This is a genomic window from Pseudomonas sp. DW-iso3, from assembly GCF_058725305.1.
In genome coordinates, this window is the sequence record NZ_JBZXDZ010000012.1 from 76201 (window position 1) to 89491 (window position 13291).

Sequence of the window (13291 nt, forward strand, 5' to 3'; positions counted from 1 at the left end):
CTATTTTTAAAGGCTTCCAATATAGAATGGGTCTCAAGCAATACCCTCAAGGTATGAAAGGAACCGTTATGGAACTGCGTCACCTGCGCTATTTCCAGGTGCTGGGGGAAACCCTCAACTTCACCCGCGCCGCCGAACGCCTGCACATCGCCCAGCCGCCATTGAGCCGGCAGATCCAGCAATTGGAGGACGAGTTGGGCGTGATCCTGCTTGAACGTAGCAGACCGCTGCGGCTGACCGAGGCCGGTCGGTTTTTCTATGAACACGCCACTGTGCTGCTGGAACAACTGAACAAGGTCTGCGACAACACGCGACGCATCGGCCAGGGTGAAAAGACCTGGCTGGGCATCGGTTTTGCACCGTCGACGCTGTACGGCGTGTTGCCGGAACTGATTCGACGGCTGCGCACGCATGAGACACTGGAGCTGGAGTTGGGGCTGTCGGAAATGACCACCTTGCAACAGGTCGAAGCGCTCAAGGCCGGGCGGATTGATGTGGGTTTCGGGCGGATACGCATCGACGACCCGGCCATCGTCCAGAGGGTGCTGGTGGAGGATCGGCTGGTGGCTGTGTTGCCCGCCGGACACCCCTTGCTGGACGCGCCCGCCACCCTCGCTCAACTGGCCGCCGAGCCCTTTGTGCTCTACCCCGGTAACCCACGGCCCAGCTATGCCGACCATGTAATTGCGCTGTTCGATGCCCACGGTTTGAGCCTCAAGGTGGCGCAGTGGACCAACGAGTTGCAAACCGCCATCGGCCTGGTCGGCGCCGGGATCGGCGTGACGCTGGTGCCTGCCTCGGTGCAGGTGTTGCACCGGGCGGACATCGGCTACACGCCGGTGGTGGAGGCCACCGCGACCTCGCCGATCATTCTCAGCCGGCGGGTAAATGATCAATCGCCGGGGCTCAGTCATTGCCTGCAACTGGTGGAAGAACTGATCTGATTTCTCCGAAACACCGCTCCCACAGTTTGACCTTCATTGTTTTCAGATACTGCGCATGCGTTTGCGCTGCTGGGTCTGGCTGGGGGATTCGTCGAACAGTTTTCGGTATTCGGCCGAAAATCGCCCCAGGTGGGTAAAGCCCCAGCCCAGGGCAATTTCGGAAATGGTGCGGGTAGAGCCGTGCTCGAGGATTTCCTGGCGCACCGCAGAAAGCCGATGCTTCTTCAAATAGGCCATCGGCGACAGGGCAAAGTACTTGCGAAAGGCATCGAACAACTTGAACCGCGACACCCCCGCAGCCGCTTCCAGATCTTCCAGGTGCACGGCTTCCCGAGCGTTGTCATGGATGTACTGGCGCGCACGGATCAGGTAATGCGGCAGTTTCACACCGAGCATATCGCGCAGTTCTTCGGAGTAATTGTTCGGCTGGGCCAGGATCAGGCCCTTGATCAGCGAGCTTTCCAGGTCGCGGGTAAACGCCGGCTGTTCATACAACTCGCTGCCGTGTTCCAGCTCCGCAATGAAGTAGCGCGCCATGCGCCACCACGCCGCCGAGGCGCCGTCCACCGCGTCCATCACCGACTCGAAGCGCAACGGCGCATCAATCGGCCGTTGCAGCAAACCTTCCAGTGACTCCCCCATCGCCGCCCGCGTGATCACCACCTGCAACTTGCGGCAATCGCCGGAAATCGCCAGCACCTGATGTTCATTGGGTGAAATGATCACGCCTTGGTCGCGGTTGGAACTCAGGCGCTCGCCGTTCTTGCTCAACTCCTGCTCGCCCACCAGGGGCAGGCTCAGGCTGTAGCTGCTGAAGTGCTCGGCGTCTTCGATGTCGATGGTCACATCGGTGCCGTATTCGATCACGCCCAGGGTGGTGGCGCGGGACTTGAACACATTGGCGCTGTGGTGAAAGCGCAGGCGTTCGGGCGTGGCGGTGGCGAGGCGATGGGGCCCGCAGATCCCGGACATCCAGCTGCGGGCGCCTTCAAGGTCGAAGCGTTGAATCGTTTGGCTGCTCATCAGGATGCACCCACGGCGGTTAGGCTGTTGCGCGCTCTGGCGGCGCGTCGTTGTTGTTCGACAGCAAATAATGCGCCACGCCAGCGCAATGGCCAGCGGGTGGATAGCATTGGTCGACTAAATGGATAAGAAAGCGGTTTTTCCGGCCATTGCCCGACAAGACAGTAGCGCATCCCATCACCACACTGCACCGGGTTGGGTATTTGCTGCCCAATTATCCGGCGCAGGTTCCCCCACTAAGCGGATAGCCCGCACCCCGCCCCGCTGCCTCTAATGGACCACCGATTAGCCCCTATCAAAAAGGTGCCTCCCATGAGTGGTGCAAGAAGCGTCGAGCAGTGGAAAACATTTATCGAAGGTTGTCTGGATTTTCGCCCGGCGGATGAAGTGTTCCGTATCGCCCGCGACATGTTCACCGAGCCGCAGCTGTTCGATCTGGAGATGGAACTGATCTTCGAAAAGAACTGGATCTACGCCTGCCACGAAAGCGAACTGGCGAATAACCACGACTTCGTCACGATGCGCGCCGGCCGCCAGCCGATGATCATCACCCGCGACGGCGAAGGCCAACTCAATGCGCTGATCAACGCCTGCCAGCATCGCGGCACCACCCTGACGCGGGTCGGCAAGGGTAACCAGTCCACCTTCACCTGCCCGTTCCATGCCTGGTGTTACAAGAGCGACGGCCGGCTGGTAAAGGTCAAGGCGCCGGGGGAGTACCCGGATGGTTTCGACAAGGCCACGCGCGGGCTGAAAAAGGCGCGTATCGAGAGCTACAAAGGCTTCGTGTTCATCAGCCTGGATGTGGCTGGCACCGACAGCCTGGAAGACTTCCTGGGCGACGCCAAAGTGTTCTTCGACATGATGGTCGCCCAGTCCGCCACCGGCGAGCTGGAAGTGCTGCCGGGCAAATCCGCCTACACCTACGACGGCAACTGGAAGCTACAGAACGAAAACGGCCTGGACGGTTATCACGTCAGCACTGTGCACTACAACTACGTGGCCACGGTGCAGCATCGCCAGCAGGTGAACACCGAGAATGGCGCGGGCGCAGGCAGCACCCTGGACTACAGCAAACTCGGCGCGGGTGATGCAAACACCGACGACGGTTGGTTCGCCTTCAACAATGGCCACAGTGTGTTGTTCAGTGACATGCCCAACCCCAGCGTGCGTTCCGGCTACGCGACCATCATGCCGCGCCTGGTGGAAGAACACGGCCAACAAAAAGCCGAGTGGATGATGCACCGCCTGCGCAACTTGAATATCTACCCGAGCCTGTTCTTCCTCGACCAGATCAGCTCGCAACTGCGCATCATCCGCCCGGTGGCGTGGAACAAGACCGAGATCATCAGCCAATGCCTGGGGGTGAAGGGCGAATCCGACGCGGACCGCGAAAACCGTATTCGCCAGTTCGAGGACTTCTTCAACGTATCGGGCATGGGCACGCCGGACGACCTGGTGGAGTTTCGCGAAGCCCAGCGCGGGTTCCAGGGCCGCTTGGAGCGCTGGAGCGACATCTCACGCGGCAGCCACCGCTGGGAAACCGGGCCCACGCCGAACAGCGAAGCCATCGGCATCCAGCCGGCCATGACCGGCACCGAATTCACCCATGAAGGCCTCTACGTGAACCAGCATCGCAACTGGCAGCAGTTCCTGCTCAATGGCCTGGACAGGCAAGCGCTGACACTGCGGGAGGTGAAGTGATGAATGCGCAATTGCAGTATCAGATCGAGCAGTTCTTCTACCGCAAATCCGAGCTGTGCGACGCCCAGGACTGGGACGCCTATGTGCAGTTGTTCGACCCGCAGAGCGAGTTCCACCTGCCGCAGTGGGACTCGGAGCACGTCTACACCCGCGACCCCAAGCGCGAGATGTCGTTGATCTATTACGCCAACCGCTCGGGCCTGGAAGACCGCGTGTTCCGCTTGCGCACCGGCAAAGCCGCGTCGGCCACACCAATGCCACGCACCTTGCACCTGATCAACAACGTGCGCATCGCCGAGCAGGCGGATGGCACGCTGGAGGTGCGACTGAACTGGCACACGCTGTTCTATCGCCTGGCCACGTCGGAGCAGTTCTATGGCCACGCCACCTATCGCCTGAAACCCGATGGCGACAGTTGGTTGATCACCCGCAAGCATGCGCTGCTGCTCAACGACACCATCAACTCGGTGCTGGATTTTTATCATCTTTAAACGCGCCTTTTTGGCCAGTCCGCTCGCCACAGGGTGCGCGCGTCATACATACGCGGAGAGCAACACATGAATCACAAAGTGGCCTTCAGTTTTGCCGACGGCAAGACCCTGTTCTTTCCGGTGGGTGCCAACGAAATCCTGCTGGATGCCGCGCTGCGCAACGGCATCAAGATCCCCCTGGATTGCCGCGAAGGCGTCTGCGGTACTTGCCAGGGTCGTTGCGAGTCTGGCGATTACAGCCAGGACTATGTGGACGAAGAAGCCCTGTCCAGCCTCGACCTGCAACAGCGCAAGATGCTCAGTTGCCAGACGCGGGTGAAGTCCGACGCTACGTTTTACTTCGACTTTGATTCGAGCCTGTGCAATGCGCCCGGCCCGGTTCAGGTAAAGGGCACCGTGAGCGCAGTGGAGCAGGTGTCAGCCAGCACGGCGATCCTGCAGGTGCAGTTGGATCAGGCGCTGGATTTCCTGCCCGGCCAATACGCGCGCCTGTCAGTGCCTGGCACGGACAGTTGGCGGTCCTATTCCTTCGCCAACCTGCCAGGCAATCACCTGCAATTCCTGGTGCGTCTGCTGCCCGACGGGGTGATGAGCAATTACCTGCGCGAGCGCTGCCAGGTGGGTGACGAGCTGTTGATGGAAGCGCCACTCGGCGCCTTCTACCTGCGCCACGTCACTCAGCCATTGGTGCTGGTGGCGGGCGGCACCGGGTTATCGGCCTTGCTGGGTATGCTCGACCAACTGGCCGCCAATGGTTGCGAGCAACCGGTGCACCTCTACTACGGCGTGCGCGGTGCCGAGGACTTATGCGAAGCAGCGCGCATACGGGCCTATGCCGCGAAAATCCCAAACTTGCGCTACACCGAAGTGCTCAGCGCACCTTCAGAAGAGTGGTCTGGTAAACGCGGCTACCTCACCGAGCATTTCGACCTGGCCGAATTGCGGGACGGTTCGGCGGATATGTACCTGTGCGGCCCCCCGCCAATGGTCGAATCCATCCAGCAATGGCTGGCGGATCAGGCACTTGATGGCGTTCAGTTGTATTACGAAAAGTTTACGCAGAGTAATATCTGACCCCTCAGCACTTCTGAGGGGCTGATGCGGCGTGCACTCAACCCTGAGAAAAACAAGTAGAAGGGAATGTTAATGGCGGATGACATGGTTAACCCGGTAGGCCTCAAGCGTGGCCTGAAGAACCGGCACATTCAGCTGATCGCCTTGGGAGGGGCGATTGGCACGGGGTTGTTCCTCGGCTCGGCCGGGGTGCTCAAGTCGGCGGGGCCGTCGATGATCCTGGGTTACGCGATTGCCGGTTTCATTGCGTTCCTGATCATGCGCCAGCTCGGTGAGATGATCGTCGAAGAGCCGGTGGCCGGCTCGTTCAGCCACTTCGCCCACAAATACTGGGGCGGCTACGCAGGCTTCCTGGCGGGCTGGAACTACTGGGTCCTTTACGTCCTGGTGGGCATGGCTGAACTGACGGCCGTGGGCAAGTACATCCAGTTCTGGTGGCCGGACATTCCAACCTGGGTCAGTGCGCTGGTGTTCTTTGTCGCAGTGAACTTGATCAACACCCTGAACGTGAAGTTCTTCGGTGAAACCGAGTTCTGGTTTGCGATCATCAAAGTGGTAGCGATTGTCGGCATGATCGTGCTCGGCTGCTACCTGCTGTTCAGCGGCACCGGCGGCCCGCAAGCCTCGGTGAGCAACCTGTGGAGCCACGGCGGGTTCTTCCCGAATGGCGGCATGGGGCTGTTGATGTCCATGGCGTTCATCATGTTCTCGTTCGGTGGCCTGGAGCTGGTGGGCATCACTGCCGCCGAAGCCAGCGAGCCGCGTAAAGTGATCCCGAAAGCGATCAACCAAGTGGTCTACCGGATCCTGATTTTCTACGTCGGCGCCCTGACCGTGCTGCTGTCGCTGTACCCGTGGGACCAACTGCTGCAAACCCTCGGCGCGTCGGGCGATGCCTACAGCGGTAGCCCGTTCGTGCAGATCTTCTCGCTGATCGGTAACGACACCGCCGCACACATCCTCAACTTCGTGGTGCTGACCGCGGCGCTGTCGGTGTACAACAGCGGCGTGTACTGCAACAGCCGCATGTTGTTCGGCCTGGCCGAGCAAGGCGACGCCCCCAAATCGCTGATGAAGCTCAACAAGCAAGGCGTGCCAATCCGCGCCCTGGCGATTTCGGCGTTGGTGACGATGCTGTGCGTGGTGGTCAACTACGTGGCGCCGCAGAGTGCCCTGGAGTTGCTGTTTGCGCTGGTGGTTGCCTCGCTGATGATCAACTGGGCGCTGATCAGCATCACCCACATCAAGTTCCGCAAAGCCATGGGTGAACAAGGCGTGACGCCGTCGTTCAAAACCTTCTGGTTCCCGTTCAGCAACTACCTGTGCCTGGCGTTCATGGTGATGATCATCAGCGTGATGCTGGCGATTCCAGGCATCAGCGAGTCGGTGTATGCGATGCCGGTGTGGGTGGGGATTATCTACGTGGCGTATCGGTTGCGGGTCCGCAGAAGTCACGCGGTCGTCAACGCACAGTGATACCTGTGGGAGCCCGGCTTGTGTGGGAGCCGGGCTTGCCCGCGATACAGGCGACTCGGTTCACAGTAAGACCCAGAGGATGCCATCGCAGGCAAGCCAGCGCCCACAGTTGATTGCATGTCAAAACAACAAGCCCCGGTAATCCGGGGCTTTTTGCTTAGAGCGTGGAGCGGACTCGCCAGAGTTCGGGGAACAGCACGGTATCGAGCATCTTGCGCAAATACCCCACACCTTCCGTGCCGCCAGTGCCGGGCTGGAAGCCGATGATCCGCTCCACCGTCGTCACATGGCGGAAGCGCCACTGACGGAACGAGTCCTCCAGGTCGATAAACTTCTCGGCCAACTGATACAGGTCCCAATACCGGCTCGGATCGCGATACACCTCGCGCCACGCCGCCTCCACCGATTCATCGTGAACCGTCGCCGCCGTGGGGTCGCGCTCGGCGCGTTTCGGATCAATCGCCAGGCCGGCCTGGATCATCAGGTTGATCGCCTCGTCATACAGCGACGGCGTGGCAATCGCCACTTTCAACTCGTTCAACAGCTCCGGCCGATGGGCGTGGGGCCGCAACAGCGCCGCGCTCTTATTGCCGAGGATAAATTCAATCTCGCGGTACTGGAACGACTGAAACCCCGACGATTGCCCCAGGAACGGGCGGATCGACTTGTACTCCGACGGCGTCATCGTCGCCAGCACCGCCCAGGCGTGCACCAGTTGATCGAAGATCCGCGACACCCGCGCCAGCATCTTGAACGCCGGCGGCAGCTCGCCCAGGCGCACGTGTTCGCGGGCGGCCTTGAGCTCGTGGAGCATCAACTTCATCCACAGCTCGGACGTCTGGTGCTGGATGATGAAGAGCATTTCGTTGTGGTCAGGCGACAGCGGATGCTGGGCGCTGAGGACTTTGCCCAGGTCCAGGTAATCGCCGTAGCTCATGGACTCGGAAAAATTCAGTTCGGCGTTGTGCCACTCTTCAGGCGGTTGGTAGTCGGCAGAGAAAGGACATTGGCTCATCGCGTGGGCTCCTTGAGCGGGCGCAGGATTGCGCGGACCGGGCTGGCATCGAGGTTGGCAAAACGCAGCGGCAGGGCGATCAGTTCGTAGTCGCCTTCCGGTACATCATCGAGCACGATGCCTTCGAGAATCGCCATGCCATGGCGCGCCACGGCGTTGTGGGAATCCATGGTCTTGGACTGCTGCGGGTCCAGGGATGGGGTGTCGATACCAATCAAGCGCACGCCCAGGCTCGCCAGCAGCTCAATGGTTTGCGGGGCGACGGCGGTGAAGTTCGAATCCCATTCAGTCAGTGGCGCTTGTGGATAAGTGCGCAGCAGCACACGCTCGGGCAACTTATCCACACGGCCTTCCAGCTGATGCGGCTGCACCAGCGCGCCGCTGTCCAGGCAATGCAACACCCGGCACGGGCCCATGTACACGTCCAACGACACCTCGCCAATCGGCGCGCCGTCCGCACTGTAGTGCAGCGGCGCATCCACGTGGGCGCCGGTATGTGGCGACAGCGTGATACGCCCGACATTCACCGGGCACTCCGGGCCGAACTGCCACACGCGCTCTTCCTGGAACGGCGTATCCCCCGGCCAGGTCGGGGTCGCCGTACTCAAGGGCGGGCTGATATCCCACCACGTTTTTATTGGGTTCATTTCAAGGCTCTTGGCGGTTACTGGAGTGAATGATACGAGGGCCGGCTGCGAATTTTCTTGCGAATTCTGGCGTGAAGCAGGAAATCTTTCGCACTTACTGCGAAGAATGGGCGTGTAGGCGCTTAGATATATCATTCCGGCACGGTGGCTCAGCCACTGAAGAACCAATGTGGGAGCGGGCTTGCTCGCGAATGCGATAAGTCAGTCAATGTATGTGTGGCTGACACACCGCAATCGCGAGCAAGCCCGCTCCCACATGGACTGCACGGTGCCCAAAGAGTCGCACTCCCCTGCGCTTCTGGGCATCCCGATGTCGAGTTCAGACCACTGGCGCAACGCCCGAGGCCTTAGGGTGGATCTTTCCATTCCCTGCCCTGGAGACATCATGTCCAAGCCCATTACCGTACTGCGCGACACCCACCCCCTGCCGGTCCTGGATGCCTGCAAGTGGGAAAAACTCGAAGGCGACCCGCACACCGTCAACCTTAACGCCTATACCAGCGAAGACGGCAGCAAGATCATGGGCACCTGGATCTGCACCCCGGGCAAGTGGTACGTGGACTATGTGAAGTGGGAATACTGCCACTTTCAGGAAGGTTACTGCATCATCACGCCGGAAGGCCTGGAGCCGATTCACTTGCGGGCTGGGGATATCTTCGTGGTGGAGCCGGGGATGAAGGGGACGTGGGAAGTGGTCGAAACAGTGCGTAAGTATTTTGTGTTTGCTTGAGCCGCAAAAAACCGGGAGCCCGCCACAGGCAGGCCCCCGGAACACGCCCTATTTGGGCTTGCGATAGCTGTTGATAATCGCCGAGAAGTCCTTGCCCCCTTCCCCACGCTGGCTCATCGATTGATACAACTGCTGGGCCACGGCGCCCAGGATCACCGGCTGCTTCACCTGGCGCGCCGCTTCAGTGGCCAGGCCCAAATCCTTGAGCATCAGGTCGGCACCGAACCCGCCGGTGTAGCCACGTGACGACGGCGCGGTTTCAATCACGCCCGGCCATGGGTTGTAGGTGTCGGAACTCCAGCAACGCCCGGTGGAGCTGTTGATAATTCCCGCCAGCACTTGCGTGTCGATACCCAGCGCATCGCCCAGGGCCATGGCTTCGCTGACGCCGACCATGCTGATGCCCAGCAACAGGTTGTTGCAGATCTTGGCGATTTGCCCGGTGCCCACCTCACCGCAGTGCACGATGTTGCGGCCCATTTGCGCCAGCACCGGTTGCAGGGTGGCGAACAGTTCCGGGTTGGCGCCGACCATGAAGGTCAACGTGCCGGCCTGGGCGCCGCCGGTGCCGCCGGAGACTGGCGCGTCGGCCACAGCTACGTCTTGCTTGGCCGCAGCAGCCGCTACGTCGCGGATGGTTTGCGGGTCGATGGTGCTGCAATCCACCGCCGGTACGCCTTTACCGATGCCGGCCAAAACGCCGTCTTCATTCAGCCACACGCTGCGCACATGCGCCGCCGCCGGCAGCATGGTGATCACCAGCTCCGCGCCTTTCGCCGCATCACGCGGTGAGTCGCTGACAGTGCCGCCAAGCTCGGCCAGCTCCTTGAGTACCGTCTGGTTCAAGTCGAACAGGTTCAGCGCGTGGCCGGCCTTGATCAGGTTGCGGGCCATGGGTGCTCCCATGTTGCCCAAGCCGATAAATGCAATCTTCATGATCGTCTCCCGGTATCAGCGCAGGTTGATGGTGGTGTTGACGCCATCGTTGACCGTGTCGTCATCGAACCAACGGCTGGTGACGGTTTTGGTCTGGGTGTAGAACTGCACCACTTGCTTGCCGTACGGGCCGAGGTCGCCCAGCTTGGAACCGCGCGAACCGGTGAAGCTGAAGAACGGCACCGGCACCGGGATCGGGATGTTGATACCGACCTGACCCACGTCGATTTCGCTCTGGAACTTGCGCGCCGCCGCACCGCTCTGGGTGAACAGGCCGGTGCCGTTGCCGAAGGGGTTGGCGTTGACCAGTGCGATGGCTTCATCGAGGGTCGCCACTTCCAGCACCACCAGCACCGGGCCGAAGATTTCCTGGGTGTAGATCTGCATGGAGGGGGTCACGCCCGAGAACAGGGTCGGGCCGACAAAGTTGCCTTGCTCGAAGCCCGGCACCTTGATGTCGCGGCCGTCCAGCTCCAGCTTGGCGCCTTCTTTCACGCCGCTTTCGATCAGCTCCAGGATACGTGCCTTGGCGCGTTTGGAGATCACCGGGCCCACATCGGTACCGGCTTCGCTGCCCGCGTTGACCTTGAGCTTCTGCGCCAGCGCCTTGAGGTCCGGCAGCCACTGCTTGGACGCGCCCACCAGCACCACCACCGAGGTGGCCATGCAACGCTGGCCCGCTGCGCCGAAACCAGCACCGACCAGAGCATTGAGGGTGTGTTCGCGGTTGGCATCGGGCAGTACCACCGCGTGGTTCTTGGCGCCCATCATCGATTGCACACGCTTGCCGTGTTTGCCGGCCAGGTCGTAGACGTGAGTGCCCACAGCCGTCGAGCCAACAAAGGACACGGCCTTGATGTCTTTATGGGTGCACAGCGCATCCACCACATCCTTGCCACCGTGCACCACGTTGAGCACGCCGGCCGGCACACCGGCTTCAAGCGCCAGTTCCACCAGCAGCATGGTCGACAGCGGGTCCTGTTCGGACGGTTTGAGGACGAAGGTGTTACCGCAGGCGATGGCCATTGGGAACATCCACAGCGGAATCATCGCCGGGAAGTTGAACGGGGTGATGCCGGCGCACACGCCGATGGGTTGGCGCAGGGTGTAGGTATCGACGCCACCGGCAACGTTTTCAGCGAACTCGCCCATTTGCAGGGTGCCGATGGAACAAGCGTGTTCGACCACTTCCAGGCCACGGAAAATATCGCCCTCGGCATCGGCAATGGTCTTGCCCTGCTCATTGCTGAGCACCACGGCAATGCGCTTGGAATGTTCGCGGATCAAGGCTTGCAGCTTGAGCATGATGCGCATGCGCGCGCCGATCGGCGTCAGCTTCCAGGTCTGGAAGGCGCGATGGGCGGCGTCGATGGCAGCGTTGACTTCATCGGCAGTGGCGAACGGGACTTTGGCCAGCACCTCTTGAGTGGCCGGGTTAACGATGTCTTGCCATTCGGTGGTCTTGGACTCGACCCACTCGCCGTTGATCAGCAACTTGACCTGTTGCACGGAAATATCGGCAGATGCGTTCATGTGGTCTCCAGAATCTTGTAGTTATGCAGAGACAAGGCGCGTAAACCGCCTTGGGAATGAGGCGTTCGGACAGTTTTTGGAGTATAGATGTGCAAATCTCTAATAAGAACGCACATAAAAGCCGGACCAATATGCAAAAAAACATCACGTCGCTGGGCTCCCTGAACTGGGATGACCTAAAGTTTTTCCTCGAAGTGGCCCGCACCCGCAAGGCCAGCGTGGCCGCCAAGCGCCTGGCGGTGGACTACACCACGGTGTCGCGGCGTATCAGTTCCCTGGAAGTGTCCCTCGGCACCCTGCTGTTCGAAAAATCCCGGACCAACGGCTTCGTCCTCACCACCGAAGGCCAACGTTTGCTGGGCTATGCCGAGTCCATCGAAAGCACCCTGCACATGGCCTGCGAGCAAGTCTCCGGCTCCGGCGTGGCGCTGTCCGGCCACGTGCGCATGGGCTGCACCGAAGGATTCGGCAGCTTCTTCGTCACTCCGCAGTTGAGCCACTTCGTCGACACCTACCCGGCCATCTCGGTGGACATCCTGCCCCTGCCCCACTTCATCAGCCTGTCCAAGCGCGAAGCCGACATCGTCATCGCCTTGGAGCGCCCGGAACACGGGCCCTATGTGTGCTGCAAACTGTGCGACTACAAACTGCAGCTGTACGCGACCCAGGGCTATCTGGACCAACACCCGCCCATCCGCAAACCCGCCGATTTGGCCGAACATCCGTTTATCAGCTATGTGGATGACCTGGCGTTCAGTTCGGAGCTGCTGTACCTGGCGAACGTGGTGCCCGGCGCCAGCGCCAGCCTACGCAGTACCAGCGTGATCGCGCAGTACGTGGCGGCGCAGCAAGGGCGGTCGATGGCGATATTGCCGTGTTTTCTCGCGGCGCAGGACCCACAGCTGCTGCCAGTGCTGGGGGAGCAGATTACGATTACGCGGCAGTTCTGGATGTATTGCCGAGAGGACTTGAGGAAGCTGAAACGGATTACGTTGTTGTGGGATTACATCCGCGAGGTGACTGAGCAGAATCAGGGGTTGTTGATGGGGGAGACGCGGGAGATACGGTTTGCGGATTAAAGGGCCATCAACGACGATTCGCTTTAAATTGCAGGACGTTTCCTAGAGACTCTCCACCCTATTGCGCCCTATCGTCTGGGTCACTAGCCTCCTGACTTCGCTGTACATCAGCGATCGGGTTTAGCGATCCGGGCTTCAGGCGTGTCACCGCTCCCAACACTATCAGCCGGCGTTTGCCCGCTTTTAACGTTTTATGGTGGCTGTGTGCTGGAGACCTTCGAGTCTACCCGGGGTGCTCCTGGCCCGGATCGCTAACCTGCACACAGCTGCCACCCTCTTCATGTTTAGCGATGTGATGTGGCGGCTCTACTTCAGCAGAGAGCAATCGTCATGACTAAAATCGTCCCCGACCCACCGATCTCCTCCATCTCCACCCTCGGCGTCGTCACCTTCGGCGACTACGGCGAAAACCAAAAACCCCTGTTCCGCGTCAACGCCGGCATGCCGATTGAGGAAGCTTTGGAACACGCCTCCACCCTACTTTTTTACTCCAAGAAACTCGCGATGGAAGCCGCCATGGATGTCCGCGGCGAGCAATACGCATGGGCTGCGCATTACCTGTTTGAAATGGGCAAGGCCGTGGTAGATGACCTGACGCAGGCGATGACACCGGGCCGGTAAGCGAATACCGTTCGAATG

13 protein-coding genes are annotated in these 13291 nt (G+C 60.5%); 8 read left to right on the top strand and 5 right to left on the bottom strand.

What is annotated here, in order from left to right; genetic code table 11:
• The first annotated feature begins 68 nt into the window (after nt 1-68).
• Nucleotides 69-944, top strand: a complete 876-nt coding sequence (locus tag AC4PS7_RS28115) for a LysR family transcriptional regulator (protein WP_492179863.1) — start codon at nt 69-71, stop codon at nt 942-944.
• A gap of 42 nt (nt 945-986) precedes the next feature.
• On the opposite strand, the gene AC4PS7_RS28120 is transcribed toward AC4PS7_RS28115, so the two are convergent.
• Nucleotides 987-1967, bottom strand: a complete 981-nt coding sequence (locus AC4PS7_RS28120) for an AraC family transcriptional regulator (protein WP_010206525.1) — start codon at nt 1965-1967, stop codon at nt 987-989.
• A 312-nt stretch (nt 1968-2279) separates the two neighbouring features.
• Between AC4PS7_RS28120 and antA the strand changes: the two genes are divergently transcribed.
• The 4 genes from antA (at nt 2280) to AC4PS7_RS28140 (ending at nt 6712) form a co-directional block, all read left to right on the top strand.
• Nucleotides 2280-3671 (top strand): anthranilate 1,2-dioxygenase large subunit, encoded by a 1392-nt coding sequence (antA, locus tag AC4PS7_RS28125; protein ID WP_010206526.1) that lies wholly within the window; start codon nt 2280-2282, stop codon nt 3669-3671.
• Nucleotides 3671-4162, top strand: a complete 492-nt coding sequence (gene antB / locus AC4PS7_RS28130; RefSeq protein ID WP_010206527.1) for an anthranilate 1,2-dioxygenase small subunit — start codon at nt 3671-3673, stop codon at nt 4160-4162. The genes antA and antB overlap by 1 nt, the downstream gene beginning before the upstream one ends.
• 66 nt (nt 4163-4228) lie before the next feature.
• Nucleotides 4229-5236, top strand: a complete 1008-nt coding sequence (antC, locus tag AC4PS7_RS28135; protein WP_021492164.1) for an anthranilate 1,2-dioxygenase electron transfer component AntC — start codon at nt 4229-4231, stop codon at nt 5234-5236.
• Nucleotides 5237-5308: 72 nt separating this feature from the next.
• Nucleotides 5309-6712 (top strand): amino acid permease, encoded by a 1404-nt coding sequence (locus AC4PS7_RS28140; RefSeq protein ID WP_010206530.1) that lies wholly within the window; start codon nt 5309-5311, stop codon nt 6710-6712.
• Between the two features lie 157 nt (nt 6713-6869).
• Here AC4PS7_RS28140 and kynA read toward each other — a convergent pair whose 3' ends face one another.
• Both kynA and kynB read right to left on the bottom strand, forming a co-directional pair.
• Nucleotides 6870-7727, bottom strand: coding sequence for a tryptophan 2,3-dioxygenase (kynA, locus tag AC4PS7_RS28145; protein WP_010206531.1), 858 nt, complete (start codon nt 7725-7727; stop codon nt 6870-6872).
• Nucleotides 7724-8374, bottom strand: coding sequence for an arylformamidase (gene kynB, locus AC4PS7_RS28150; protein WP_010206532.1), 651 nt, complete (start codon nt 8372-8374; stop codon nt 7724-7726). Before kynB ends, kynA begins: the two co-directional genes overlap by 4 nt.
• Before the next feature lie 385 nt (nt 8375-8759).
• On the opposite strand from kynB, the gene AC4PS7_RS28155 reads away from it, so the two are divergent.
• Nucleotides 8760-9104 (top strand): cupin domain-containing protein, encoded by a 345-nt coding sequence (locus AC4PS7_RS28155; protein ID WP_010206533.1) that lies wholly within the window; start codon nt 8760-8762, stop codon nt 9102-9104.
• Nucleotides 9105-9152: 48 nt separating this feature from the next.
• Here the strand turns inward: AC4PS7_RS28155 and mmsB are convergent, their stop codons facing one another.
• Together mmsB and AC4PS7_RS28165 are read right to left on the bottom strand one after the other, a co-directional pair.
• Entirely contained in the window at nt 9153-10040 is an 888-nt protein-coding gene (gene mmsB / locus AC4PS7_RS28160) for a 3-hydroxyisobutyrate dehydrogenase (RefSeq protein WP_044287875.1), read from the bottom strand.
• Nucleotides 10041-10055: 15 nt separating this feature from the next.
• A complete protein-coding gene (locus tag AC4PS7_RS28165; RefSeq protein WP_015885874.1) occupies nt 10056-11573 on the bottom strand; it encodes a CoA-acylating methylmalonate-semialdehyde dehydrogenase in 1518 nt (505 codons plus the stop codon).
• 131 nt (nt 11574-11704) lie between these two features.
• On the opposite strand from AC4PS7_RS28165, the gene AC4PS7_RS28170 reads away from it, so the two are divergent.
• Nucleotides 11705-12652, top strand: a complete 948-nt coding sequence (locus tag AC4PS7_RS28170; protein WP_198832236.1) for a LysR family transcriptional regulator — start codon at nt 11705-11707, stop codon at nt 12650-12652.
• 330 nt (nt 12653-12982) lie between these two features.
• Nucleotides 12983-13273 (top strand): DUF3077 domain-containing protein, encoded by a 291-nt coding sequence (locus AC4PS7_RS28175; RefSeq protein ID WP_492179864.1) that lies wholly within the window; start codon nt 12983-12985, stop codon nt 13271-13273.
• The last annotated feature ends 18 nt before the right edge of the window (nt 13274-13291 follow it).

Bases quoted from the DNA above. Each gene is read 5' to 3' on its own strand.
- AC4PS7_RS28155 (WP_010206533.1), top strand. From the start codon at position 8,760: ATGTCCAAGCCCATTACCGTACTGCGCGACACCCACCCCCTGCCGGTC.
- AC4PS7_RS28120 (WP_010206525.1), bottom strand. From the start codon at position 1,967: ATGAGCAGCCAAACGATTCAACGCTTCGACCTTGAAGGCGCCCGCAGC.
- antA (WP_010206526.1), top strand. From the start codon at position 2,280: ATGAGTGGTGCAAGAAGCGTCGAGCAGTGGAAAACATTTATCGAAGGT.
- kynA (WP_010206531.1), bottom strand. From the start codon at position 7,727: ATGAGCCAATGTCCTTTCTCTGCCGACTACCAACCGCCTGAAGAGTGG.
- AC4PS7_RS28175 (WP_492179864.1), top strand. From the start codon at position 12,983: ATGACTAAAATCGTCCCCGACCCACCGATCTCCTCCATCTCCACCCTC.
- kynB (WP_010206532.1), bottom strand. From the start codon at position 8,374: ATGAACCCAATAAAAACGTGGTGGGATATCAGCCCGCCCTTGAGTACG.
- mmsB (WP_044287875.1), bottom strand. From the start codon at position 10,040: ATGAAGATTGCATTTATCGGCTTGGGCAACATGGGAGCACCCATGGCC.
- AC4PS7_RS28115 (WP_492179863.1), top strand. From the start codon at position 69: ATGGAACTGCGTCACCTGCGCTATTTCCAGGTGCTGGGGGAAACCCTC.
- antC (WP_021492164.1), top strand. From the start codon at position 4,229: ATGAATCACAAAGTGGCCTTCAGTTTTGCCGACGGCAAGACCCTGTTC.
- AC4PS7_RS28170 (WP_198832236.1), top strand. From the start codon at position 11,705: ATGCAAAAAAACATCACGTCGCTGGGCTCCCTGAACTGGGATGACCTA.
- antB (WP_010206527.1), top strand. From the start codon at position 3,671: ATGAATGCGCAATTGCAGTATCAGATCGAGCAGTTCTTCTACCGCAAA.
- AC4PS7_RS28165 (WP_015885874.1), bottom strand. From the start codon at position 11,573: ATGAACGCATCTGCCGATATTTCCGTGCAACAGGTCAAGTTGCTGATC.
- AC4PS7_RS28140 (WP_010206530.1), top strand. From the start codon at position 5,309: ATGGCGGATGACATGGTTAACCCGGTAGGCCTCAAGCGTGGCCTGAAG.